The organism is Rhizobium sp. N324 (genome assembly GCF_001664485.1).
Lineage (GTDB): Bacteria > Pseudomonadota > Alphaproteobacteria > Rhizobiales > Rhizobiaceae > Rhizobium.
The window spans coordinates 581,322-605,547 of the sequence record NZ_CP013630.1 but is presented as its reverse complement, the minus strand read 5'-3'; the positions used below and the strand labels follow the sequence as shown (position 1 = coordinate 605,547).

Here is a 24,226-nt window from a genome sequence, read left to right as displayed (position 1 = left end):
ACGAGACGTCATCTTCCCTTCCTTGTCCATCGTGGAACAGCGTATAAGCACAAACGTCTTTCAATCCGCAATTCAGGATGGCTGAAGGTGATCAGTTTCGAGGCGATAAGGCAGCGTGCGGAAGAGCGGAAAGGCGGCGCGGCAGCGCTGCAGGCAATGCTGCAGAAACATCGACCGGATCACGAGACGCTGCGCGCCATGCCCGACGACCGCATCCTCGCCGACATGACCCGGCGTATCTTCTACAGCGGCTTCGTCCAGAAGGTGATCGATGCGAAGTGGCCGGGTTTCGAAGCGGCGTTTTCCGGATTCGATCCGGCCATGCTGAATATCGCGCCGGACGACTATTGGCATGAGCTGACCTCGGACGAACGGATCATCCGCAACGGCGCGAAGATCATGGCGGTGCGCGCCAATGCCGCTTTCGTGAGGGAACTGGCGAAGGAATATGGCAGCGCCGGCGCCTTTTTCGCCGACTGGCCGCGGGAGGACCAGACCGGCCTTCTCGACCTGCTGAGCAAACGCGGCAGCCGGCTCGGCGGCATGACCGGGCAATATTTCCTGCGCGGCATCGGCCGCGACAGCTTCGTCGCCACGATGGATGTGCTCGCCTGCCTGAGATCGGCCGGCGTGCCGCTGTCTGCTTCCGGCACGGCGAAGAAAGACCAGCCGCTGATCCAGCAGGCCTTCAACGACTGGGCCGGGGAGACCGGCCTGTCCTTCATTCACCTCTCGCGCATCAGCGCCTATTCGATCGATGCGGGCGAGCCGCACTGAAATTCCGGCCTAACTTTTTAATTTAGAACAGAATAGGCTTCGGATCGTTGGAGCTGGCAGGGAGGAACCGATGCAGCGCCTGGACCATGTCACGATCGATACCCGCGATGCGCCTCGCATGATCGGCTTTCTGAAAGCCATTCTGGGCGTCGAGGAAGGCTATCGGCCACCTTTCAAATCGCCCGGTCACTGGCTTTATCTGGACGACCGGCCGGTCATCCATCTCAGCCTGACATCGCGCAGCAGCGATTTTCCGCCTGGTATCTTCAACCACGTCGCCTTCAGCCTTTACGAATTCGCCCCGGCGCTGGAGCGCATCAAGGCGAGCGGCTATCGCTACGAATATTACGATATCCCCGACACCGATCTCGGCCAGGTCTTCGTTTACGGCCCCGAAGGCGTGAAGATCGAGCTGCAGTATAAGCGGCCGGGCTGAACGCAGCGGCGCCCGCCGATCCGATGAATTGGCCGGCAATTGCCGGCAAAAACGGCGTTTGCAACACAAACGTTAAAAAATTCTCATCAATATTAACGGCTTGTTTACCACGTTTCGTGAAAGGTGCGGATTGAGCAGTAGCAATCCGCATTCCTTCTCCCAGTCTCGCGTTTGTCAGGGATGCCGCTACATCGTTCAGCTTGAGGAAAGTCTAATTGACTAACTTCTGGTGAAGGATGCTCCGGTCGGCGTGAAGACGCTGGCCACAGACGGAAAAGCCACGGATCGAGCTCTGACGAGAGGTCGAGCAGTCGAAGCGAGCAAGAAGATGAACGGATCGCGATCAAATCCTTCCCGGCAGTCCGACAGGACTTCGCTCGATGCGCTGAACCGCACGATCGAAGGGCTGGAGGCGCGCATCGAGGGGCTGATGGGCAGCGGGCGCGAACAGCGGCCGCGCACGGCGCCGGCCGAGCGCGATCCCTACGCGACCGCCAATGCTCCGCGCCCGGCAAGGGCGCCGCTCGAACAGCGGCCGGATCCGCTCGCCGAAATCCGCCAGCGCCAGCGCGCCCTCGAAGCCGGCCGTGAGCGGCCCTACACACGCGAGCCGGCCCCGCAATTGCGCGACCCTGCGCCGCGCCCCGCACCGCAGCCGGCAGCGAGCTTCCGCGCCGGCGACGACACGATGACGGAGATCGCCCAGGCGCTCGTCAACCTGCGCCAGGACCTGAAGCGCGACATTTCCGAAGGCGTCACCCGCGAGATGAACGCGCTGCGCGCCGAGCTGCGCGAGATCAAGACCAATGCCGGAGACGGCCGTTTCGCCGACGATATGCGCGCCGACATGGGCCGCCTTGCCCAGAGCATCACCCAGCTGACCGGCCGCGCCGCCGGACCTGAAGCTGCAGGCCTGCGCGAGGATTTCGAGGAGCTGCGCTCGCTGATGGACGGGCTGGCGCGCGAGGATTCGCTGCGCCATATGGAAAACCGCTGGGACGGCTTCGAAAGCCGGCTTGCCGCACTCGATACCGAGGGGCTGCAGGAAGAGCTGGTTTCGCTCGCCTACCGGCTCGACGACATCAAGCGCCATATCGGCGGCATGGGCGAAAGCCCGGCGGTCAGGGCGCTTGAGGACAAGCTCATCGCCATCGCCACGGCGATGGAGCAGTTCGGCAACATGATCCAGCCGCACGACAGGGTGATGTCTGAACAGTTCGCCGCCATGGACATGCGGCTCGACGAGATCAGCCGGGCGATCGCGGCCAGCGGACGCGCGGCCGCCGCCAATGATCCGGCGCTGATGCAGCGGCTGGAAGGCCGGCTTTCGGCGCTGGCCGATCAGATCGATCTGATGAACCATGATGCCGCCAACCGCGTGAACCCGGCCGACGAGCTGGCGATGCGGCTGGAGGCGCTGACATCCCGCGTCGAGGAGCTGACTAAGGCGGAAGCGACGTCGCGGCTCGACGAACGGCTGGAACATCTGTCCTATCTGCTGGAACACACACAGAAGGCCGCGCCGCAGCCGGACCTCACCGGACCGCTTTCCGACATTTCCCGCAAGATCGACGCGCTCGAGAACGGCGCCGTCAACGACGTGCTGGCGCAGCGGCTCGATCATCTCGCCCGGCGCATCGACGAGATGGCCTATCAGCAGCCCGCACCCGCCGCTGCGGTCGACGACGGCGCCTTCCGGCGTCTGGAAGGACGGCTGAGCGACATCGCCGCCCGGCTGGAAGAGAGCACGGCGGCGGCGCCGACCGATCCGCGCGCCCTGAAGAACCTCGAAGACCAGATCGCCAATCTTTCGGCGCTGATGAGCGAGCCGCGCGAAAGCGCTGCGATCCCCGCCGATCTCGACCGGCGCATGGGCGCGATCGAAGATTATATGGCGACCAGCGACGAATATATCATCGAAGCGGCGCGCCAGGCGGCCGAGGCCGTCGTCGAGGCCTATTCGCGCAATGGCGCCGCCCAGGGCGGCGTGCCCGCCGCCGACATGTCGGCGCTGACGGCGCTGGCCGAAGATCTGCGTCACCTCGAGGATATCAGCCGCGACAGCGAGGAGCGCACCCACAAGACTTTCAAGGCGCTGCACGAGACGCTGGTGCATATCGCCGACCGCCTCGACGGCATGGAAGAGCGCAGCGGGCGGATAACCGCCCAGATGCCGGTGGCCGATGTCGATTTCGATGTCGATCCCTATGCGCTGATGGTGGCCGAGGCCGAGATGAACAGCGCGCCGGCCGCTGCGATGACGGCGAAGGCCTCCCCTGTCATCCGCACCGCCGAGATCGCCGCCGAACCTGCCGCCCCGACGCAAGCCACCGCCATGAGCGGAACGAGCGCAATCGCCATCGAAGCCGCGACCAGGACGCCGGAGGCTGCCGCGCCGACACAGGCATCGGCACAGGCATTGTCACAGGCGCCGGCAAAGGCCGGCCTGCTCGCCAGTCTCGGCAAGCGGCTGCGGCCCGGCAAGAAGGCCGAAAACCGGGCGGCCGAACGCCCGATGATCGACCCCGCGCCGTCGATCGATCCGACCGACGTGGTGCCGTCGGATGCATCCAACGAACTGCTCGAGCCGGGTTCGGGCGCACCCGACGTGAAAAAGATCCTCGAGCGCGTCCGCGCCAGCCAGAGTGCGGCACGCGGCAAACCTGCCGCCGAAACCGATCGCGCCGACTATATCGCCGCCGCCCGCCGTGCGGCGCAGGCGGCCGCGATGGAGGTGGACGCCAATCCGAAGCAGAGCGGGAAGGCCGAGAAGAAGGCTGCCGACAAGGCCGGCAAGATTTCCGACAAGACGGATAAGACGGGCAAGACCAGCGCCTTTTCGCGCTACCGGCGGCCGATCCTGCTGGCGGTCGGCGCCGTGCTGCTCGCGATCATGGCCTTTCCGCTTGCGAGAACGCTGACAAGCGGCGAGCGCGCGCCACAGCCGCCGGCCGAAGTTTCGGCCCTGACCGGGGCGACGGAAAACCCGCAGCCGGCCTTGCCGGAAGCGACGCCGGCCCAGCCGGACGGCAACGCCGCAGAAACAGCCGCTCCCGCAGCGGAGGCGACCCCGCCCGCCGCCGAGCAGGCACCACCCGAGGCAACCCCACCGGCTGCCGGCGAGCATCTGACCGACGCGACGCCGCTCGACGGCGAAGGGGCCGCGACCTTTGCCCCCGGCGCCCCATCGGCTGCCGCGCAGGAGACATCGGGCTTCGTCGCGAATACGCCGACGGCAAGCGCACCGCAGGCAGCCATCGCCATTCCCGACACCATCCAGCCGAAATCGCTTGCCGATGCAGCGCAGGGCGGCGATGCGCTGGCGCTGTTTGAGATCGGCGCGCGGTATTCGGACGGGCGCAACGGCATCACCGGCGATCAGAAACAGGCCGCAGGCTGGTACCAGCTTTCGGCCGACAAGGGTTTTGCACCGGCGCAATACCGGCTCGGCAGCATGTACGAGAAGGGCAACGGCGTCGAACGCGACATCGCCAAGGCCAAGGGCTTTTACGAACAGGCGGCAAACCAGGGCAATGCCAGCGCCATGCACAATCTTGCCGTGCTCTACGCCTCCGGCGCGCTTGGCCAGCAGGACTATGCGACGGCCGCCTCCTGGTTCACCAAGGCCGCCAACCTCGGCATCACCGACAGCCAGTTCAACCTGGCGATCCTCTGCGCAAGGGGCAACGGCGTTCCGGCCGATCTCGAAGAATCCTACAAATGGTTTGCGATCGCCGCCAAGGCCGGCGACAAGGATGCGAGCCAGAAGCGCGACGAAGTGGCCAACGCCATGAAGCCCGACCAGTTGGAGCGCGCCCGCGCCAAGGCCGATCTCTGGAAGCCGGAGCCGCTCGACCACCGCAGCAATACCATCGACATTCCCGACGAATGGGCGGGAACGGGCCTGAAGACGGCAAGCGTCGACATGAAAAAAGCGATCCGCAACATCCAGGCGATCCTCAACAATAACGGCTTCGACGCCGGAGCGCCGGATGGCGAAATGGGCGCGAAGACAGTGTCCGCGATCAAAACCTTCCAGAAATCGATCGGCCAGGAGCCGGACGGCAAGGTGACCGATGCGACCGTCAAGGCGCTGCTCGAACGCAACAAGCAGGGAGCCAAGGCGATCTGAGGCACGGTGATTGATGCGGGCGGCATCGAGCCGGCCCCTCATCCGGCTGCCGCCACCTTCTCCCCGCACGCGGGGCGAAGGGCACCAGCCGCGCCCTCTCCGTTTCCACCTCGCCCTCGCGGGGCACGTCCCCTCGCCCCGTTTACGGGGAGAGGGTTAGGGTGAGGGGCAACCATCCACGCCGCCTGGCGGCACTATGCCGCAAGGCTTTCCCCACTTTTTGGCCCCGCCCGTCATGCAATCTGAAAAAAGCCGGATTATGCCCGGACATATCGATCCGCGCATCGTCGAATCCTCTGCCATCGATCTCTCCGCCAATCTCTAGGGCTAATTGCGGGGCCGATCGAAAGCCTCTGGCAACGATTTCACAGTATGGTGCGCATTCGAACGGGGACGTGACAAAAACCGCCCGGCAGGAGCGGTCATCATTCGGGGTCGGCTGTGACAATCTATCTGCCCATCGCAGAATTGTCGGTGAACATCTTCATCATTCTCGGCATGGGAGCGGCCGTCGGATTCCTGTCTGGAATGTTCGGCGTCGGCGGCGGCTTTCTGATCACGCCGCTGCTGATCTTCTACAATATCCCCCCGGTCGTTGCCGTCGCCACCGGCGCCAACCAGGTCGTGGCGTCGTCGATCTCGGGCGCGATCACCCATTTCCGGCGCGGCACGCTCGACGTCAAGCTCGGCACGGTGCTTTTGATCGGCGGCCTGACCGGCGCCACGGTCGGCATCTGGATCTTCTCGCTGCTGCGCGCCATCGGCCAGCTCGATCTGATCATCTCGCTGATGTATGTCATCTTCCTCGGCACGGTCGGCGGGCTGATGCTGCTCGAAAGCATCAATGCCATGCGGCGGGCGGCGCGCAACGAACCGCCCGCACCGCGCAAACCCGGCCACCAGCACTGGGTGCACAGGCTGCCGCTGAAGGTGCGCTTCAAGAAATCGAAGATCTTTCTCAGCGTCATTCCGATCGTCGCGCTCGGCTTTGCGATCGGCATCCTCACCTCGATCATGGGTGTCGGCGGCGGCTTCATCATGGTGCCGGCGATGATCTACCTCCTGCGCATCCCGACCAATGTCGTCGTCGGCACGTCGCTGTTCCAGATCATCTTCGTCACCGCCTATACGACGATCGTGCAGGCGGCGACGAACTTTTCCGTCGATATCGTGCTCGCCTTCATCCTGATGGTGGCGGGCGTCATCGGCGCGCAATACGGCGTGCGCGTCGGCCAGAAGCTGCGCGGCGAACAGCTGCGCGCACTGCTCGGCCTGCTGGTGCTCGCCGTCGGCCTGCGTCTGGCGATCGCCCTGGTGGTGACGCCGGCCGACGTCTATTCGGTGGTGATGGGAGCCGGCAACTGATGCGCCTGCTTGCCGCCGTTATCAGCTTTTTTTGCCTGCTGCCGGCGGTTGCAGCAGCACAATGGCTGCCGGGGCAGTCGACAGAGGCGGTGCGCGAAGGACTGGAGATCGGCACCTCGACCAGCGAAATCGCCATCACCTCGGATTTCCACGGCGCCGATCTGACGATCTTCGGGGCGCTGTCGAATACCGACCAGCTGCTGCTCGCCATCGGCCAGTATGACGTGGTCGTGGTGCTGGAGGGCCCGCGCCAGGATGCGACGGTGCGCAAGAAGGAGCGCGTTTTCGGCATCTGGGTGAATACGCGCTCGATGACCTTCGAATCGGTGCCGCACTCCTATTCAATGTCGAGTTCGCGGATGATCGACGATCTGACGACGCCGCTCGAACTGACCGATCAGGGGATCGGCATCGATCACATTCCGCTGACGCCTGTCGGCTTCGTCGGCGACGGCAGCAATCTCGGCGAATTCCGCGAAGCCTTCCGGCGGCTGCAGCAAGGCGGCGGCTTCTACGACCGCAATCCGAGCGGCGTGCGCTTCGTTTCCTCCAACCTCTTCAAGGCGAGCCTGCGCCTGCCGGCAAATATTCCGAACGGCGTCCATACCGTGCGCGCCTATCTGTTCAAGAGCGGCAATCTGGTGACCGAGGAATCGCTGCCGCTGCGCGTCATCAAAACCGGCATCGAGCAGATGATCACCGACGCCGCCCATGGTCGGCCGATCCTCTACGGCTGCGCGTCCGTGCTGCTCGCCCTCATCACCGGCTGGGGCGCCAGCCTGATCTTCCGCAAGGATTGATCGGTTGGTTCCTGGGTGAAGACCCCTCCCCAACCCCTCCCCACAAGGGGGAGGGGCTTGGATGTTGCGCCGACATTATCCCTTTCACCGTCTCACCCGCAGAAGCGTTGGTGTTTGCCGTGGGCGGTGCCGCGCATAGCCCCTCCCCCTTGTGGGGAGGGGTGCCCCCAGAAAACTTCGTATTCGACTAAAAACCGGTCCTTAACATTTACGAGTTAGTAATCTCTCGGAAACGAGAGGTTTTGTCATGCGTACTCGTGTCATTCTGACCGCTGTGGCTCTCGCGCTGCTTGCCGGCTGCGCGACGGCGCCGAAGCAGACACGGAACATCTGCGCCGTCTTCGACCAGCGCGACGGGCTTTTCTCCAGCTGGCAAAGTGCGGCCGAGCGGACGGAGAAGAAATACGGCGTGCCGGTGCCGATCCTGATGGCGACGATGTATACCGAATCCGGCTTCCAGCCCTATGCGCGGCCGCCGCGCACCAAGCTGTTCGGCTTCATTCCCTGGACACGGCCTTCGACCGCCTATGGCTATTCGCAGGCGCTCGACGGGACATGGGACCATTATCAGTCGCAGACGGGGAACTGGACGGCACGGCGGGCGAACTTCGCCGACGCGATCGATTTCATCGGCTGGTACCACGCCCAGAACAGCGCCGAGGCCGGCATTCCTTTGAATGATGCCTACAATCTCTATCTCGCCTATTATTCCGGCCCGACCGGATATAAGCGCGGCGACTGGCGCTCGAACGGGCAATTGCAGCAGACCGCGCAGAAGTTCGCGCGGATGGCTGGGACATATCAGCAGCAGTTGCAGGGGTGTGATTGATCTAAGGGTGTACCGTGAAAGCCCCCCTCTGGCCTGCCGGCCATCTCCCCCACAAGTGGGGAGATCGCAAGTGGCTTGAACGTCCTACCCATCTACCGTTGCGTCGTGCTGGACGCCAATTGTTTGGGAAACCATCGCGGCCAGCCAATCTCCCCACCTGTGGGGGAGATGCCCGGCAGGGCAGAGGGGGGCTCACCCGGCACGCCCTATCCGAATAGCAATCGCTACCCCCGCAAATTCCCGTACCTGACCGAATAAATCCGATCCCGCCCCAACAGATGCGCCACCAGCGATGCCTTGTCGAACAGGCCTGTCATCGCCTGATGGCCGAGATCCAGGCCGCCGCTCATGACGCCGAAGGCGGGCATCAGCAGGCGGGCGCCGTCGGTGGCAAAACACGGGCGGCGGATCGATCTGTCGCGGCGGCGCACCGTTGCCGACGGGTGCAGATGGCCGGCGATTTCGCCGCTCTGCAGGCCGTTCCTCGGCTCGTGGCGGAAGGTCAGGCCGGCATAATGCATTTCGTCGACGGAGGCGCCCGGCAAATCGACAACGCCGTCGGGATCGTGATTGCCGTTGACCCAGATCCATTCGCGGCCGCGCGCCATGGCGACGATCAGCGCGCGAAAATTTTCCGGCAGGTGTTTGGAGCCGATGCGGTCGTGGAAATTGTCGCCGAGCGAGACGACGAGCTTCGGATCATACCGCGAGATGACGGCGGCCAGCACGGTCAGGGTCGCCAGCGTATCATAGGGCGGCAGCATCATGCCGCGGCGGGCGAAGGCGGCACCCTTTTCCAGATGCAGGTCGGAGACGACGAGCAGGCCGGCATCCGGCAGATAGAGGGCGCCGAGTGGATCGCAGACGGCGGCAATGCCGTTCACCGATGTCTCGATGCCGGGGATCGCAGCCAATCCGGATATGTCGCGCGCCAGCGCCAGGCGGTTCATCACTATCGTCGATTCCAAAATCATCATCAGGCCAAAGCCTCGGCGATCAGATCGTCGGCGGCTTCGGCGAGCAGCGCGTCATGGGCCTCGCCCGGCACCGCCTCGCGTCCGATCTCCAGCATCACCGGCACGGCGAGCGGGGAAATATGGTCGAGCGGGCGATGGGTGATGTGGCCCCTGATTCGCTTCAGCATATCGCCAAGACGGCCAATATCCAAAAGTCCGTTCGCCGCATCCTGGCGCGTCGCCTGCAAGAGGATGTGATCCGGCTCGTGGCTGCGCAGCACGTCATAGATCAGATCGGCGGAGACGGTGATCTGGCGGCCGCTCTTTTCCTTGCCGGGATGGCGGCGCTCGATCAAGCCTGCAATCACGGCGCAATTGCGGAAGGTGCGCTTCAGCAGGAAGGATTCGTCAAGCCAGGCTTCGAGATCATCGCCGAGCATGTCCTCGTCGAAGAGGTCGGAGAGGCTGAGACGGCCATTGCCGATCATCAGCCCCACATCCTCAAGACCCCAGACGGCCAGTGAATAATCGGTGGCGACGAAGCCGAGCGGCTTGGCGCCGGCCCGCTCCAGCCGGCGGGTGAGCAGCATGCCGAGCGTCTGATGGGCAAGACGGCCCTCGAAGGGATAGGCGACCATATAACCGCGGCTGCCGCGCGGGAAGGTTTCGATCAGGAACTCGTCGCGCTTCGGCAGCATCGACTTGTCGTCTTGCAAGGACAGCCAATCGCGCACCTGATCCGGCAAATGGCGCCAGCGGTCGGGATCGGCGATCATCGCCCGCACCTGCTCGGCGAGATAGGTCGACAGCGGAAACTTGCCGCCATTATAGGACGGGATTTTCGGATCGAGCGAAAAGGCCTGCGAGGCCAGGCACTCGTTTTCGCGGATGCCCTCGAAGCGCAGCACCTTGCCGGAGAAGACGAAAGTATCGCCCGGCGACAATTGCTCGAGGAAATATTCCTCGACCTTGCCCAGCGTGGCGCCGCCGCGGCCGATCCGGCCGCCCTCGCCGCGTTTGACCATGCGGATATTCAGCATCGGGCTTTCGACGATGGTGCCGAGGTTGAGGCGGTATTGCTGGGCGACGGCCGGATTGGAGACACGCCAGCGGCCCTCCTTGGTCTTGCGGATGCGGGCATAGCGCTCATAGGTGCGCAGCGCATAACCGCCGGTCGCGACGAAATCGACGATGCGCTCGAAGGTCTCCCAGCTGAGATCGGCATAGGGCGAGGCGCTGATGATTTCATCGTAGAGTTCCAGCATGTCGAAAGGTTCGGCGCAGGCCATGCCGAGCACGTGCTGGGCGAGCACGTCCAGCGCGCCGCGGCCGACGGGCGGCGTGTCCTGGGCGCCGATATAATTGGCGTCGAGCGCTGCCTGGCACTCCATCACCTCGAAACGGTTGGCCGGCACCAGGATCGCCTTCGAGGGCTCGTCCATGCGGTGATTGGCGCGGCCGATGCGCTGGGCAAGACGCGAGGCGCCCTTCGGCGCGCCGACATGGATGACCAGATCGACATCGCCCCAGTCGATGCCGAGATCGAGCGTCGAGGTGGCGACGACGGCGCGCAGCCGGTTTTCGGCCATCGCCGCCTCGACCTTGCGGCGCTGGGCGACATCGAGCGAACCGTGATGGAGGGCGATCGGCAGGTTGTCGTCATTGATCGTCCAGAGCTCCTGGAACAGCATCTCGGCCTGGCTGCGGGTATTGACGAAGAGCAGCGTCGTCTGGTGATCGAGGAGCTTGTTGTAGACATCGGGAATGGCATATTTGGCGGAATGGCCGGCCCAGGGAATGCGCTCTTCGGTCGACAGGATCGAGATATCGGGCTTGGCGCCGCCTTCGACGACGACGAGGCCGGCATGATGCTCCCTGCCCTCCTGCCCGCTACCCTCCTGTTGGGCGACAAGCCATTTCTGCAGATCCATCGGCTCGGCGACGGTCGCCGACAGGCCGATCGTCTGGAGGCCGGGGGCCAGGCGGCGCAGACGGGCAAGGCCGAGCGACAGCATATGGCCGCGTTTGGAGGTGACGAGCGAATGCAGCTCGTCGAGGACGACATATTTCAGATCCTTGAAGAAGCGCTCGGCCTCGCGGTTGGCGAGAAGCAGGGCGACCTGTTCCGGCGTCGTCAGCAGAATATCCGGCGGACTGAGCTTCTGGCGCTGGCGCTTGGCGTTCGGCGTATCGCCGGTGCGGTTTTCGACGGTGACCGGCAGGCCCATCTCCGCCACCGGTTTCATCAGATTGCGCTCGATATCGATCGCCAGGGCCTTCAGTGGCGAGACATAGAGCGTGTGAATGCCGGTGAAGGCGGAGCCGGGCGGAATCCTGCCGCGGCGGGTAAGGTCGGTGAGCGACGGCAGGAAGCCGGCAAGCGTCTTGCCGGCGCCTGTGGGAGCAATCAGCAGCGTGCTTTCGCCGGCCTCGGCGCGGGCAAGCAGTTCCAGCTGATGGGCGCGCGGACGCCAGCCCTTTTCCGCAAACCAGCGGGTAAAGGCGGCAGGAAGCAAAACGCGGGCTTCGGAATCGATCTGGTCCACGCCCTGAAGGTAGTGAAAGCTCAGGGAAAAAGAAGAGCCGCCATCCGCTTACGCGCATGATGCCGAAAAGTGTGAGCGGTTTTCGGGCGACATCATGCGCTGCTTGCCTGATTTAGACTGCGATATAGCGGTCCTTGCGGTGGTTGATGGCGAGCGTGAGGTTGAACACGATGGCGCCGAGCACGGAGCAGGCGATGATCGAGGGGCTGGCGACGAGGAAGGAGAGCGCCAGGATGAGACAGTCGAAGCCGAGCTGGACGAGGCCGGCGCGCCAGCCGAGACGATCCTGGATATAGAGGGCGAGGATGCCGATGCCGCCGAGGCTGGCGCGGTGCCGGAAGAGCGCCAGCATGCCGGCGCCGATGACAAGGCCGCCGAAGAGCGCCCCGGCAATAGGATTGACATGCCCAATGCCGATGAAGCCGGGCACGAATTCGGACAGAACCGAGGTCAGCGCGATGGCGGCGAAGGTCTTGATGGTAAAGGCCGGCCCCATGCGGCGGAAGGCGAGATAATAAAAGGGCAGGTTCACGGCAAAAAAGCAGAGGCCGAAGCTGAAGCCGGTCGCATAATGGGCGAGGAAGGCGAGACCGGCCGTGCCGCCGGCAAGCAGTCCGGCGCCGGAGAGCAGCGAGACGCCAAGCACGGCGAGCATGCTGCCGGCGACGATGCCCTGGGCGTCGTCGAACAGCGAATGGCGGTCGGCGCTGGAGTTCAGAAGGCCTGTAAAGGCGTTGGCTGCCATGATGTTCCCCTGTCGTTTTTCCCGTTTCTATCCGTCGTCGGGAGAAAGGCAAGCGGCCAGCCCTAAGGTCTGCTCTTGACAGCCGCTATAATCATGGATATATTTTATCCACGATTAGGAGATTGCCTCGATGAAGATGAGCGATGGCGTCGAGCAGGCCATTCACAGCGTTGCGATGCTTTCCGGCCTTTCCGAGGGCGGCGTGCTGTCGGCCGCGGCCCTGGCGGAATTCCACGGGGTGTCGACGAGCTATCTGTTGAAACATCTGCAGGCGCTGTCTGGCGCCGGCATCCTCGATACCGTGCCGGGGCCGAAAGGCGGATACCGGCTGGCAAAGGCGGCGGAAGAGATTTCGCTGCTCGATATTCTGCTCGCGGTCGAAGGACCGGCGCCGGCGTTCCGCTGCGCCGAAATCCGCCAGCGCGGCCCGAACCCTGTCTCCGATCGCTTCTTTGCCAAGCCCTGCAATATCAGCGCGGCGATGCTCCGGGCAGAACGGGTCTACCGGGCCGAACTCGCCAAAACCAGCATTGCCGATCTCGGCATCGAATTGAATGCCCTCGACGACGGATCGATCGCAGCCAGAGGCTGCGCCTTCCTTGAAATCCATGAACGCAAGACGGCTCGCTGAGCCACAACAAAGGAGAAGATCATGCAACCGCGTTTCAACTTCGCCAAAGCCGCCCCCGATGCCTACAAGGCGGTCGCCGCACTCGAGCAATATGTCCAGTCTTCCGGGCTGGAGCGCCGCTTCATCCATCTGATCAAGCTGCGCGCCTCGCAGATCAACGGCTGCGCCTATTGCGTCGACATGCATGTGAAGGAAGCCCGCCACGACGGGCTCTCCGAGCAATGGATCAACCTGATGTGCGTCTGGCGGGAATCGCCGGTTTATGACGCCCGCGAACGCGCCCTGCTCGGCTGGGTCGACGCCGTGACGAATATCGCCAAGACGGGCGCGCCGGACGCCGATTACGAGACGCTGAAGGCGCATTTCTCCGAAGAGGAGATGACGAAGATCACCGTGGCGATCGGCGCGATCAACATCTGGAACCGGCTGGCGGTCGGCTTCCGCTCGCAGCATCCGATCGATGCAGCAGTGAAAGCAGCTTGAGGCCGATGCGATAGAGGTGAGCGGGGGATGGAGAGGTCACGGCATATCCTCTTCTCGCCTCAGTCCAAGGAGCGGGTGAGACCGATGGCTCAACCAGGAAAGCGTGAGGCCACACGGTATCTCGTAGAACCAGGAAGTGTGACGTGCCATCCGCTGCATCGACGGCGAGTTTGGCAAAACAGACCCCCAATCTCCGTCATCCCAGGCCTTGAGCCTGGGATCCATGGCCCCGTCTGACGGAGGCCAGCGTGGATCCTCGGGTCAAGCCCGAGGATGACGGAGTGTGGGGTGGTTTGTGGAGCAAGGACAGCGAGGAATAGGCGCACGGCGGCGATTTTTACGTGGGCTTATCACCCCATCTGCCCTGCGGGCACTTTTGCCTGGACTAAGACACGTGGCTCGACCCAGGATGTGGCAATAGCCGAATGGAGAGCTGGGTGTCGGTGCGGGGGATGATGGCATCCCAACAACCGACCCGAAAATCTCGGGTCGGTTGAATATTCCGTTACTCGCGATCGTTCGTGCCCCGTCCGGCAACGGCGTCAGGCGATGAGCCCGAAAGGTCGATGCTGTTGAAGAGGTCGCGGACGACTTTTGCGATTTCCTCTGCGGAAGCGCCCTTGGCGTATTCTTCCTGCATGCGGCGTCTCACAAGCTTTTCCAAATCTGACATAACTCACCTCATCAAATCCGGCGCGAGTGGAGTTTCGCGCCGGAACGGAGCAGGGGCAAGTTACGTTTTGTTTAGAATGGCTTACGGATTTGTAATGTCAGAGCGCGATGTACCTGTCGGCGCGGTGGTTGATGGCGACGAAGAGGTTGAGGACGACGGCGCCGAGGACGGAATAGAAGACGGTGGGCGGCGTGGTGACGAAGAAGGCGGCGGCGAGCACGCAGAGGTCGATGGCGAGCTGGACTAGGCCGGCGCGGATGCCGAACCGCTCCTGCAGATAGACTCCGAGAATGCCGACGCCGCCGAGGCTGGCGCGGTGGCGATAGAGCGCCAGCACGCCGAAGCCGAGCAACAGGCCGCCGAGAAGGGCGGCCCAGGCCGGATGGATGCTCGAAATGGAGAAGAAGCGCGACTGCACGTCTGATAGCACCGAGGTCAGGCCGATGGCGACGAAAGTCTTGATGGTGAAAGCCATGCCGAGACGCTTCCACGACAGCCAAAAGAACGGCAGGTTGAGCAGGAAGAAGGCAAGACCGAAATTGACGCCGAAAGCATAATGCAGAAGGAAGGCCACACCGGCGGTGCTGCCTGTGAGAAGCCCGGCGCTGGCGAGCACGTAGAGGCCGAGTGCGGCGACCAGGCTGCCGGAGAAGATGCCCTGCACATCCTCGATCGGGGCATGGCGCGTGGCGCTGGTATTCCAGAAGCCAAGGGCATTGATGAGCTGTGTCATGTCGCCAGTCTCCAACAGCAGACGCGTTCAGGAACACGTCCGGGGAAAGCCGGACGCGGTGGGTTTTGATTGTGAAATGAACAGGATCGCCCGGCGTTTTATCGCCGCGCTTTCTGCGGATAGCTGTGCAATATCAGTGTTCTGGCGTGCCAATCAAGCGAAATAGGTAAGTAATGCTGACCTAATAAGAAATCGCAAGAAATATTCGCTCATGCGGGCTTGCGCGTAAGAAACAGAATGCCGGCAACCGGTTTGCCGCCATCTTTGCGAATGACCGCCTTGACGATCTTGAGGATGTCGAAGCCGTGGCGGGCAGCGAGCTGCCTCACATAGGCTTCCGAATGGGCATAACGCAGCGACGGCGCGAGGTGGAAACCGCCGCAGTCCGCCGCATCCTCGACGGAAAAGGCGATGTCGGCGCCCGATGCGGCGAGGTCCTCGATGATGGCAAAGACGCTTTCGAGATTGCCGAGATACATCAGCACGTCGGCTGCCGTTACCAGGTCGGCGCGCCCACGCCCGGCCTCGGCAAAGAGGCCGGAGAGATCGGGTCCCAGCGAGAGATCGGCCTGGGCGAGGTGATCATAGACCCCCTTCTCCGCGGCCTTGGCCAGCATGTTCTGCGAGAGGTCGAAGCCCTCGAGGCGGGTGACACGGCCATGGATTTCCGGGCCGAGCAGGCCGGTGCCGCAGCCAAGATCGACGGCCAATCGGTAATGCCTGCCGGTGGAGGCGACGAGGGCGGCGAGCTTCTGCGGGACGGTGTAATCGAGTTTTTCGACCAGCGCCAATTCGAAACGATCGGCATAGTCGTCGAACAGGCGCTCGACATAGCGGCTCGGCGGCCGGTCAGGTGTCGCGGCGTCGCCGAGAAGGGCGAGCTTGAGGGCGGCGCCGAAAATGTCTTCGGGATCGAGGGCAAGCGTGTTGCGATAGGCCTCGATCGCCGCTTCGCCCCTGCCCGCCTTTTCACGGTAGCTGGCAAGGCGATACCAGCCAGCCGCCCAGCCGGGCACGAGTTCGAGGGCCTGCTCCATCAGCTCGGCCGCCGCCTCCGGCTCGCCGCCCTCTTCGAGCATCCTGGCATAATCGGCGCGGCGGTCGGCGATGACATCGCCGGAGGAAAGCTGGTGGGACTGCATCGAGGAACCTGGTGTTGCCCGCATTCGGGGTTGGCCGGCATTTGGCGGCGGCCACAAAAAAACTCAAGTCCTATTTCAGAGGCGAAGCAGCCAATTCCGGAAAGGGCTTGCGGCGAGATCGCGGCAACCTTATTCCAAGGGCAAACAGGAGATGGCGCATGTCCGATCAGGTGAACAGGTTCCTCGGCGATTCCTTCGCCCGCACATTGATAAAGCTTGTGGTCGTGTCGCTGATCGTCGGTTTCGTCATGACCGTCTTCGGCCTGACGCCGTGGAACATCATCTATGGGTTCCGGGATTTCATCCTGGAAATCTGGCATCGGGGCTTTTCGGCGCTCGGGCGCGTCGGCGACTATCTCCTGCTCGGGGCGACGATCGTCATCCCGCTCTTCGTCATCCTTCGCCTTTTCAGCTATCGCCGGTAACATGACATCGATCGACCTTTCCAGGCGCAGCCTGCTCATCCTTTCCGGACTTTCGCTTGCCGCCGGCATCGCCGGCTGCACCACCACCCCGCGCCTTGCCGGCACGCCCTCGAATGGTGAAGACGAGACGGCGAGCGTATTGCCGCTCGTCAACCAGCTGCGGGCGAAAAACGGCCTGCCGCCGCTTCGCTCCGATCCGGCAGCAAGCACGGCCGCGCTCTTCCAGGCCAAACGCATGGCAAGCGCCGGCAAAATGGCGCATCTGATGGGGCTCACCGACAGTTTCGGCGCCCGTGTCAAGGCGAGCGGCGTGCAACTGCCGGCGGCGGAGAATATCGCCTCCGGCCAGCAGAGCGTCGATGCGGTGGTGACCGCCTGGATCAACTCGCCGCATCATCTGGAAAACATGCTCGGGCGTTATGACGGTCTCGGCGTCGCCGTCGCCCATAATGCGTCTTCCCGAAACCTGCCCTATTGGGCCATGGTGCTGTCAAGCTGAGGCGATTCGGCCTCGATATGGGGCAAGCATGGATACGCGCAGCAACAGTCATTCCCTTGCCTTCGAGGTGACGCACCGGCTGGTGCTGTCGATCGCCATTCCGATGACGCTCGGCTTCGTGACGACGCCGCTGCTCGGGCTGACGAGCACCGCCGTCGTCGGCCATATGGGCAATCCGCAAGCGCTGGCAGGGCTCGCGATCGGCGCGATGCTCTTCGATCTCATCCTGGGCAGCTTCAACTTCCTGCGGGCATCGACGACAGGACTGACGGCGCAGGCCTATGGCCGGCGAGACCAGCACGAGCAACAGGCCGTCTTCTGGCGGGCACTGATCTCTGCGCTCGGCAGCGGGTTGGCGCTGCTCTGTCTTTCGCCGCTGCTGATTGCGGCCGGTTTGCGGCTGATGGGCGCGGAAGGCGCGATCGCAGAGGCGACCAGCACCTATTTCTCGATCCGCATCCTCGCCGCACCGGCAGCGCTCGCCAATTACGCCATCCTCGGCTTCGTGCTCGGGCGTGGGCAGGGCAAGATCGGGCTGCTGCTGCAGGCAATCATCAACGGCATCAACATCCTGCTGTCGATCTATCTCGGCCTGACGCTCGGCTGGGGCGTGGCCGGTGTCGCCTGGGGAACGATGGCCGGCGAGACGGCCGGCGCGCTTGTCGGGCTTTTTGTCGTGCTCAACGGCTTTGCCAAGGCCGATCGGCCGGCATGGGCGGAGATCGTTTCCCGGCACCGGCTGGCCGAGCTTTTCGCGCTCAACCGCGACATCCTGATCCGCACCTTCGTGCTGATCGGCGCCTTCACCATCATGACGCGGATCGGCACCAGCTTCGGCGCGGTGACGCTTGCCGCCAATGCCGTGCTGATGAATTTCGTGCTGCTCTCCAGCTATTATCTCGACGGGCTGGCCAATGCCGCCGAGCAGATCACCGGCCGGGCGGTCGGCGCCCGCTACCGGCCGGCTTTCGACCGCGGGCTGAAGCTGACGATCCTGTGGTCCTTCGGACTGGCGGCGATCGTTTCCGCCTTCTTCTTCCTTGCCGGTCCCTGGCTGATCTCGGTGCTGACGACTTCGCCCGAGGTGCGGCAGGCGGCAGCGGCCTATCTGCCCTGGGCGGCGGTGACGGGGCTCACCGGCGCACTCGCCTTCCTGATGGACGGGGTCTTCATCGGCGCGACATGGTCGGCCGAGATGCGCAACCGGATGCTGATGTCCTTTGCCGGCTACCTCGCCATGCTTGCCGTCTTCGTGCCGCTCTTCGGCAATCACGGCCTGTGGCTTGCTATGAACGCCTTCCTGCTCTTCCGCGGCTTTTTCCTGGCCGTGCTGGTCAAGCCGCGGGCCGATCAGACCTTTCGGGCCGCCCAGTAATCCAGCCTGCTGTCACGCAGCTCGCCGATCGTGCCGGCCTTTTCGCGGTCCATCAGCTTGGAAAGGCCGCGGACGATATCGCCGGGCAGGCCGGGGCCTTCGTAGACCATGCAGGAATAGAGCTGGACGAGATCGGCGCCCGCCTTGATTTTCTCCAGCGCGGTTTCGGCTGAGGAGACGCCGCCGACGCCGATGATCGGCAGGGCGGGGCCGACGCGCTTGCGCATTCTGGCGAGCACGGCAGTCGATTTTTCAAACAGCGGCACGCCGGAGAGACCGCCCGCCTCCTTGGCCTGGCGCTGATCTTTCAGTCCGTCGCGCGACAGCGTGGTATTGGAGACGATCAAGCCATCCAGCGCATGCGACAGCGCTTCCGCCGCGATATCGTCCATGCCTTCCTCGGTCAGATCCGGGGCGATCTTCAGAAAGACCGGCACCTTGCGGCCTGAGGTCGCCGCCATTTCGTCGCGCGCCGTCAGCACTGACGATAGCAGCGCGGCAAGGCTTTCGCGGGCCTGCAGGTCGCGCAGGCCCGGCGTGTTCGGCGAGGAGATGTTGGCGGTGAAATAACGTGCGACCGAATGGAAACGGCGGATGCCGGCGACATAGTCGGCGATGCGATCGTCGCTGTCCTTGTTGGCGCCGATATTGACGCCGACAATGCCCTTGCCGCTCAGCGCCGCGAGGCGCCCGAAAGCGGTCTCATGGCCTTCATTGTTGAAACCGAGGCGATTGATGACGGCTTCATCCTCCACCAGCCGGAAGATGCGCGGGCGCGGATTGCCGGATTGCGGCTTCGGCGTCACCGTGCCGATCTCGGTAAAGCCGAAGCCGAGCTTCAGCAGCGCCTCCGGCACCTCGGCATTCTTGTCATAGCCTGCGGCCATGCCGAGCGGATTTTCGAAGGTGAGGCCGGCAACGGTCTGGCGCAGACGCGGATCGGGCGTGATCTGGCAGGCGGGCACCAGGCCGGATTTCAGCGCGGCGATCGACATGCCGTGCGCCGTTTCCGGATCGAACAGGAAGAGACCCTTGCGGGCGAGACGCTTGAAGGGATCGATCATGGCTGCAACTCCGGGAAAATATGAGCGCCGGTCTCGTCGAGCGGCAATGGCATCTCCCAGAGCACGGCTGCCAGCGGCAGATCGGCATAGAGATGCGGGAAAAGATCGCCGCCGCGCGAAGGTTCGAACACCAGTTTGTCACCGAAGCCCCCGCCATCGACGGCAATCAGCAGCAGGCCGGACTGGCCGGCGAAATGCAGCGCGGCGGTCTGCTTAGCCTGTTCTGCCGTCGAGAAATGGATGAAGCCGTCCTTGAGATCGATGCCGGCGCCATGAAAAATGCCGGTTTGTCTGGCTTGCTGCCAGAGCGTTTCCGTCACGATCTTGTAAAGGGTCGGTGTCAGGGTCATCATGGCCTCGCGATTGCTGGTCCTCGATCACCAGCGCTTTGCCGGAAAGAGGCGGCGATGTCCACGCCCCGGCCCTTAAAAACAGGACCCGCACAGGCAAAATCCGGAGGATGAGACGATGAAGATTTTGGTTCTCACACTTGGCGTTCTTCTCCTGCCGCTTGGCGCCGCAGCGGCCGAGGCCGATGCAAGCCGGTTCCAGCTGGAAAAGAGCGGCGATCATTTCGTCCGGCTCGACCGCCAGACCGGCGCCATGTCGATCTGCCAGGACAAGGACGGCGCCCTCGTCTGCCGCATGGCGGCCGACGAACGGGCGGCCTATGAGGACGAGCTCGACCGGCTTTCGCAGCGGGTGACGAAGCTGGAACAGGGCGGCCTCATCCAGCGGGCGCTGCCGAGCGACGCCGAGGTCGACCGCTCGATCAGCATCATGGAGAAGATGATGAAGAGTTTCATGGGGATGGTGAAGGAGTTTCAGGCCGAGGAAAACGCCAATCCCCTTCCGCAGAAGACCTGATCTGATATAGTCATATCAGCAGGCATGCATGAGAAACGCCGAGGGGACGGCGGCGCATGCGGGCAGATCGGGCTCTTGGGAGGGAGTTTTCGATGCAGGAACAGACCATCATCATTGCGGACGATCATCCACTGTTCCGCGACGCGCTGCGCCAGGCCGTGGTCGGCATGGAAGGCCGGCAGGCGATCGTCGAGGCCGGCGATTTCGCCGCGGCGCGCAAGGCGGCAGGCGCCCATGCGGAGGCCGACCTGATGCTGCTCGACCTTGCCATGCCCGGCGTCAGCGGCTTTTCCGGCCTGATGGCGCTGCGCTCGGAATTTGCCAGCCTGCCGATCATCATCGTCTCGGCGACCGACGACGCGACGACGATCCGCCGGGCGCTGGAACTCGGCGCCTCCGGCTTCATCTCCAAATCCGCCGGCATCGAAGACATTCGCCGCAGCATCCAGACGGTGCTTGCCGGCGATATCGCCACGCCCGAAAACTATCGCGACGGCCAGGAGCAGGATCCCGATATCGCCGACCTGATCCACCGCCTGCACACGCTGACGCCACAGCAGAGCCGGGTGCTGACCATGCTCGGCGAAGGGCTTTTGAACAAGCAGATCGCCTACGAACTCGGCGTCTCCGAGGCGACGATCAAGGCGCATGTCTCGGCGATCCTGTTGAAACTCAACGTCGACAGCCGGACGCAGGCGGTCATCCAGCTCGGCAAGATCAATATGGCGATGGTCGCCTGAAACGCTTGCAATAACAGGATTTTATTCCTCCTTTGCCTTTACTCCGGCGACACGGTCGGTTAATATTCCGGCCGGCTGACGCGCGGATGAGCCGCGCACGGAATCGGGCGCCTATGCTGTCACACGACCAGATCTGGGGAGCGATCGACAGGCTTGCCGAGCGGCACGAACTGACGCCATCCGGTCTTGCGCGGCGCGCCGGGCTCGACCCCACCTCCTTCAACAAATCGAAACGGCTTTCCGCCGACGGCCGGCTGCGCTGGCCCTCTACGGAATCGATCGCCAAGGTGCTCGACGCCACGGGGGCGAGCGTCGAGCAGTTCCTTGCCTTCCTGCAGCCGGATGCCGGTTTTTCCAGGAAGCTGGCCGGGCAACTGGGCGCACAGCCTGACGGCGCTTTTCCGCCGCAGGGCAGCTCGATTCCGCTGCTCGGCTTTGCCCAGGCCGGCGCCGGCGGCTTCTTCGACGATGGCGGTTTTCCGGCCGGCCAGGGCTGGGACGTGGTGGAATTTCCCGCAGCCCCGTCGCAGAAATCGGCCGTCTATGCGCTCGAGGTGCAGGGCGAGAGCATGATGCCGCTCTACCGCGACGGCGACGTGCTGATCGTCGAGCCTGGCGCGCAGGTGCGCCGCAACGACCGCGTCGTGGTGCGCACAAACGAGGGCGAGGTGATGGCGAAGGTGTTGCTGCGCCAGAGCCCGCGCTCGATCGAGCTCCTGTCGCTCAATCCCGAACATCCCAACCGCACCCTCGAGCTTTCCGATGTCGATTGGATCGCCCGCATCATCTGGGCCAGCCAATAGGAAGATATTCCATGCGCCCTGCCGCCATCTTCACGGGTCTCATAGGGATGGCGGTGGTGGCCGGCTTGCTGATGGCTGGAGAAGCAAGGCTGCGGGGCGGCACGGACGGCGAGACCGTCTCCGCTGAGGAGACGGCGACTGCTGTGGGTTCCGCCCCTAAGGCCGGCGAACCGGCTGTGATTTCGGACGACCGTGCCGAAGTGATCGCCCAATCTGCGGAACCGGCGTCGCAACACCCGGCTCCGCCTTCCCCCGGACCAACCGACGGCGCGGCGCCGAAACCCGCTGACAGCGAGCGGCGAGCCGAGACGGCCGCCGGGCAAGCCGCAGGTCCGGCCGTAAAGACGCCGATGGAGCTGGCGCGGCCGGCGGTCGACAATGCCGGCTTTCTCTCCTTCGGCGAGCGCAAGCTTCAGCTTGCCGGCATCGTGCCGACGCCGGCCGACAGGATATGTGGGCCGGCGGGCCGGCAATGGCCCTGCGGCATGATGGCGAAGACGGCGCTACGCCAGCTGTTGCGCAACCGCAGCATCGCCTGCGATCTCGATGCGGCCGAATGGAAGGAAACGGCGACCGCCGCCTGCCGGCTCGGCACGCAGGATCTCAGCGCATGGCTTGCCGAAAACGGCTGGGCCGAGGCAGCGGCGGGCTCACCGCTTGCATGGGCTGCCGAAAAGGCCAGGCAGGCGGGAAAAGGCCTTTATGGCGACGATCCGCGCCGGAGATGACCGGCGGCCTTGACAGGGAGCCGATCCCTTGTAATGCCGGCTGCCAATTCCCACTGCCAATTCCCGCTTTGGGCTGATCGAAAAAGGAATTAGAGATGAACAAGCCGCTTTCCGCCCATGATGCGCTGATCTACGTGATGGTGATGGCTTCAGCCGTCGACAGCACGATGAACGACCGGGAGATGGAAAGGATCGGCCAGTTGATCGGGTTCCTGCCGGTTTTCCGGGATTTCGACGACGACAAGCTGATTTCGGTGGCGCGCGACTGCGCCTCGCTGCTTTCAGGGCCTGAGGGCCTCGACGTCGTTCTCGAAACCGTGCGCGACACCCTGCCGGCAAAACTCTACGACACGGCCTATGCGCTGGCCGTCGAAGTCGCTTCCGCCGATCTCTCTGTCAAAGCCGAGGAACTCCGGCTGCTCAGCCTGCTGCGCGACCGGCTCGGTCTCGACAAGCTCACCTGCGCGGCGATCGAGCGCAGCGCCATTGCCCGTTTCCGCAAGGGCTGACTTTAAGCTCTCTGTTCTTATGCATGTCGTTATCCCGGAACCGCTGCACACTTTTGGGCGACATGCATGAAGGCTCAATAAAGCCCGTAGGGAAAATAGCGTAGATAGATTTCCTGAAGACGGCCGTTGCGCGACAGCGTGGCGAGCGCATGGTCGATCGCCGCCGTCAGCACGCTGTCCTTCTGCCGCAGCATGATCGTCATGCCCTCGCCGAGGAAATGCTCGGAGAGGTAAGGCCCGTCGAACAGGGCGCAGCATTTGGCCGAGGCCGGCGAGGAAACCCAGAAGGAAAGCTGCAGCGCATCGGCGAAGGCGGCATCGACCTTGCGCTCCTTCAGCGCCGCAAGCAGGGCGTCCTTGGTGTCGAAGGGCTCAGCCTTGATCGCCGGAAAGAAGGCGGCCAGCATCGCCTCGTGCACCGTGCCCTTGACCACACCGACCGGGTGCGCCGAAAGCGCGGCAGCCGTTTTGCCGTCGAGCGGCACGGCGAGATTGCGCACGAAACGGGCCGGCAGCATCAGATACGGCCGGGAGAAGACGAATTGCCGGCGCAGCTCCGGCGTCACCGCAAGGCCGGCGATGACGGCGTCGCCCTGCGAGGCGGCGAGCGCATCCTTCAGGTCGGCAAAGGGGATCGCCTGGATCTGGCACTTGTCCGAAATCTCCAGCTCGCTGCAGATTTCGCGGGCGAGATCGACATTGAAACCGGACAGCTTGCCGTTCTGATCGGTGAAATTGAACGGCGGAAAATCGACCGAGGTCAGGAAGCGCAACCGCACCAGCGAGGAGAGATCGGGCCGCGCCAGACGTTCGCGGGCATCGAAAAGCAGCGGCAGCGAGGGCGTGGCCTGCTGGGCGGATGCGGCAAAGCCGCCAAACAGAGCGCCCAGAAACAGGCCGAACGCAAGAAGAGCCCTCAGAATCGGAAATGCCCGTTTGGATTCGATCATCGTGGTCTCGGAGTTAAG

General features: G+C 63.8%; 25 protein-coding genes. 16 read left to right on the top strand and 9 right to left on the bottom strand.

Annotation, left to right across the window (positions count from 1 at the left end; genetic code table 11):
• Window positions 1–87 precede the first annotated feature (87 nt).
• The 6 genes from AMK05_RS02960 to AMK05_RS02935 all read left to right on the top strand — a co-directional run bounded on the left by AMK05_RS02960 (window position 88) and on the right by AMK05_RS02935 (window position 8,339).
• Window positions 88–777, top strand: coding sequence for a DNA-3-methyladenine glycosylase I (locus tag AMK05_RS02960; RefSeq protein WP_064836384.1), 690 nt, complete (start codon window positions 88–90; stop codon window positions 775–777).
• Window positions 778–847: 70 nt separating this feature from the next.
• Window positions 848–1,213 carry a VOC family protein gene (locus AMK05_RS02955; RefSeq protein ID WP_064836382.1) on the top strand — a complete coding sequence of 122 codons (366 nt, stop codon included), beginning with the start codon at window positions 848–850 and terminating at the stop codon, window positions 1,211–1,213.
• A gap of 328 nt (window positions 1,214–1,541) precedes the next feature.
• Window positions 1,542–5,345, top strand: a complete 3,804-nt coding sequence (locus AMK05_RS02950) for a peptidoglycan-binding protein (protein ID WP_064841251.1) — start codon at window positions 1,542–1,544, stop codon at window positions 5,343–5,345.
• A gap of 441 nt (window positions 5,346–5,786) precedes the next feature.
• A complete protein-coding gene (locus AMK05_RS02945) occupies window positions 5,787–6,710 on the top strand; it encodes a sulfite exporter TauE/SafE family protein (RefSeq protein WP_049732336.1) in 924 nt (307 codons plus the stop codon).
• Entirely contained in the window at window positions 6,710–7,510 is an 801-nt protein-coding gene (locus AMK05_RS02940; protein ID WP_064836380.1) for a TIGR02186 family protein, read from the top strand. The genes AMK05_RS02945 and AMK05_RS02940 overlap by 1 nt, the downstream gene beginning before the upstream one ends.
• A 247-nt stretch (window positions 7,511–7,757) precedes the next feature.
• A complete protein-coding gene (locus tag AMK05_RS02935) occupies window positions 7,758–8,339 on the top strand; it encodes a transglycosylase SLT domain-containing protein (RefSeq protein WP_064836378.1) in 582 nt (193 codons plus the stop codon).
• A gap of 224 nt (window positions 8,340–8,563) precedes the next feature.
• Here AMK05_RS02935 and pdeM read toward each other — a convergent pair whose 3' ends face one another.
• From pdeM to AMK05_RS02920, 3 genes are all read right to left on the bottom strand, one after another.
• Window positions 8,564–9,289, bottom strand: a complete 726-nt coding sequence (gene pdeM, locus AMK05_RS02930) for a ligase-associated DNA damage response endonuclease PdeM (protein WP_064841250.1) — start codon at window positions 9,287–9,289, stop codon at window positions 8,564–8,566.
• A gap of 26 nt (window positions 9,290–9,315) precedes the next feature.
• Window positions 9,316–11,841, bottom strand: coding sequence for a ligase-associated DNA damage response DEXH box helicase (locus AMK05_RS02925; protein WP_064836376.1), 2,526 nt, complete (start codon window positions 11,839–11,841; stop codon window positions 9,316–9,318).
• 112 nt (window positions 11,842–11,953) lie between these two features.
• A complete protein-coding gene (locus AMK05_RS02920; RefSeq protein ID WP_064836374.1) occupies window positions 11,954–12,586 on the bottom strand; it encodes a YitT family protein in 633 nt (210 codons plus the stop codon).
• Between the two features lie 130 nt (window positions 12,587–12,716).
• On the opposite strand from AMK05_RS02920, the gene AMK05_RS02915 reads away from it, so the two are divergent.
• Both AMK05_RS02915 and AMK05_RS02910 read left to right on the top strand, forming a co-directional pair.
• Window positions 12,717–13,217 (top strand): RrF2 family transcriptional regulator, encoded by a 501-nt coding sequence (locus tag AMK05_RS02915; protein WP_010002061.1) that lies wholly within the window; start codon window positions 12,717–12,719, stop codon window positions 13,215–13,217.
• A gap of 21 nt (window positions 13,218–13,238) precedes the next feature.
• Window positions 13,239–13,700 carry a carboxymuconolactone decarboxylase family protein gene (locus AMK05_RS02910; protein WP_064836372.1) on the top strand — a complete coding sequence of 154 codons (462 nt, stop codon included), beginning with the start codon at window positions 13,239–13,241 and terminating at the stop codon, window positions 13,698–13,700.
• Window positions 13,701–14,205: 505 nt separating this feature from the next.
• Here the strand turns inward: AMK05_RS02910 and AMK05_RS35080 are convergent.
• The 3 genes from AMK05_RS35080 to AMK05_RS02900 all read right to left on the bottom strand — a co-directional run bounded on the left by AMK05_RS35080 (window position 14,206) and on the right by AMK05_RS02900 (window position 16,248).
• Window positions 14,206–14,373 carry a hypothetical protein gene (locus AMK05_RS35080; RefSeq protein WP_171899741.1) on the bottom strand — a complete coding sequence of 56 codons (168 nt, stop codon included), beginning with the start codon at window positions 14,371–14,373 and terminating at the stop codon, window positions 14,206–14,208.
• Window positions 14,374–14,470: 97 nt separating this feature from the next.
• A complete protein-coding gene (locus tag AMK05_RS02905) occupies window positions 14,471–15,106 on the bottom strand; it encodes a YitT family protein (RefSeq protein WP_064836370.1) in 636 nt (211 codons plus the stop codon).
• A gap of 209 nt (window positions 15,107–15,315) precedes the next feature.
• A complete protein-coding gene (locus AMK05_RS02900; RefSeq protein ID WP_064836368.1) occupies window positions 15,316–16,248 on the bottom strand; it encodes a class I SAM-dependent DNA methyltransferase in 933 nt (310 codons plus the stop codon).
• 158 nt (window positions 16,249–16,406) lie between these two features.
• On the opposite strand from AMK05_RS02900, the gene AMK05_RS02895 reads away from it, so the two are divergent.
• From AMK05_RS02895 to AMK05_RS02885, 3 genes are read left to right on the top strand one after another with little or no spacing between them, the layout of a single operon-like run.
• Window positions 16,407–16,673 (top strand): DUF6460 domain-containing protein, encoded by a 267-nt coding sequence (locus AMK05_RS02895; RefSeq protein WP_064836366.1) that lies wholly within the window; start codon window positions 16,407–16,409, stop codon window positions 16,671–16,673.
• Window position 16,674: 1 nt separating this feature from the next.
• Window positions 16,675–17,172 carry a CAP domain-containing protein gene (locus AMK05_RS02890; protein ID WP_064836364.1) on the top strand — a complete coding sequence of 166 codons (498 nt, stop codon included), beginning with the start codon at window positions 16,675–16,677 and terminating at the stop codon, window positions 17,170–17,172.
• A gap of 28 nt (window positions 17,173–17,200) precedes the next feature.
• Window positions 17,201–18,547 (top strand): MATE family efflux transporter, encoded by a 1,347-nt coding sequence (locus tag AMK05_RS02885; RefSeq protein WP_064836362.1) that lies wholly within the window; start codon window positions 17,201–17,203, stop codon window positions 18,545–18,547.
• On the opposite strand, the gene AMK05_RS02880 is transcribed toward AMK05_RS02885, so the two are convergent.
• Together AMK05_RS02880 and AMK05_RS02875 are read right to left on the bottom strand one after the other, a co-directional pair.
• Complete coding sequence (locus AMK05_RS02880; protein ID WP_064836360.1) at window positions 18,523–19,611, bottom strand: quinone-dependent dihydroorotate dehydrogenase; 1,089 nt, start codon at window positions 19,609–19,611, stop codon at window positions 18,523–18,525. The two genes, AMK05_RS02885 and AMK05_RS02880, sit on opposite strands and share 25 nt — an antisense overlap.
• The gene (locus AMK05_RS02875) at window positions 19,608–19,961 is read right to left on the bottom strand and encodes a DUF952 domain-containing protein (protein ID WP_064841249.1); all 354 of its coding nucleotides are present in this window, start codon (window positions 19,959–19,961) and stop codon (window positions 19,608–19,610) included. The genes AMK05_RS02880 and AMK05_RS02875 overlap by 4 nt, the downstream gene beginning before the upstream one ends.
• A gap of 118 nt (window positions 19,962–20,079) precedes the next feature.
• Here AMK05_RS02875 and AMK05_RS02870 point away from each other — a divergent pair, with 118 nt between their 5' ends.
• The 5 genes from AMK05_RS02870 (at window position 20,080) to AMK05_RS02850 (ending at window position 23,258) form a co-directional block, all read left to right on the top strand.
• Complete coding sequence (locus tag AMK05_RS02870) at window positions 20,080–20,478, top strand: hypothetical protein (protein WP_064836358.1); 399 nt, start codon at window positions 20,080–20,082, stop codon at window positions 20,476–20,478.
• A 92-nt stretch (window positions 20,479–20,570) separates the two neighbouring features.
• The gene (locus AMK05_RS02865) at window positions 20,571–21,218 is read left to right on the top strand and encodes a response regulator (RefSeq protein WP_064836356.1); all 648 of its coding nucleotides are present in this window, start codon (window positions 20,571–20,573) and stop codon (window positions 21,216–21,218) included.
• 113 nt (window positions 21,219–21,331) lie between these two features.
• The gene (locus AMK05_RS02860) at window positions 21,332–22,021 is read left to right on the top strand and encodes a S24 family peptidase (RefSeq protein ID WP_064836354.1); all 690 of its coding nucleotides are present in this window, start codon (window positions 21,332–21,334) and stop codon (window positions 22,019–22,021) included.
• An 11-nt stretch (window positions 22,022–22,032) separates the two neighbouring features.
• Complete coding sequence (locus AMK05_RS02855; protein ID WP_064836352.1) at window positions 22,033–22,749, top strand: thermonuclease family protein; 717 nt, start codon at window positions 22,033–22,035, stop codon at window positions 22,747–22,749.
• A gap of 95 nt (window positions 22,750–22,844) precedes the next feature.
• Window positions 22,845–23,258, top strand: a complete 414-nt coding sequence (locus tag AMK05_RS02850; RefSeq protein ID WP_049734388.1) for a tellurite resistance TerB family protein — start codon at window positions 22,845–22,847, stop codon at window positions 23,256–23,258.
• Window positions 23,259–23,332: 74 nt separating this feature from the next.
• Here AMK05_RS02850 and AMK05_RS02845 read toward each other — a convergent pair whose 3' ends face one another.
• Window positions 23,333–24,208, bottom strand: coding sequence for a transporter substrate-binding domain-containing protein (locus tag AMK05_RS02845; RefSeq protein WP_064836350.1), 876 nt, complete (start codon window positions 24,206–24,208; stop codon window positions 23,333–23,335).
• Between the last annotated feature and the right edge of the window lie 18 nt (window positions 24,209–24,226).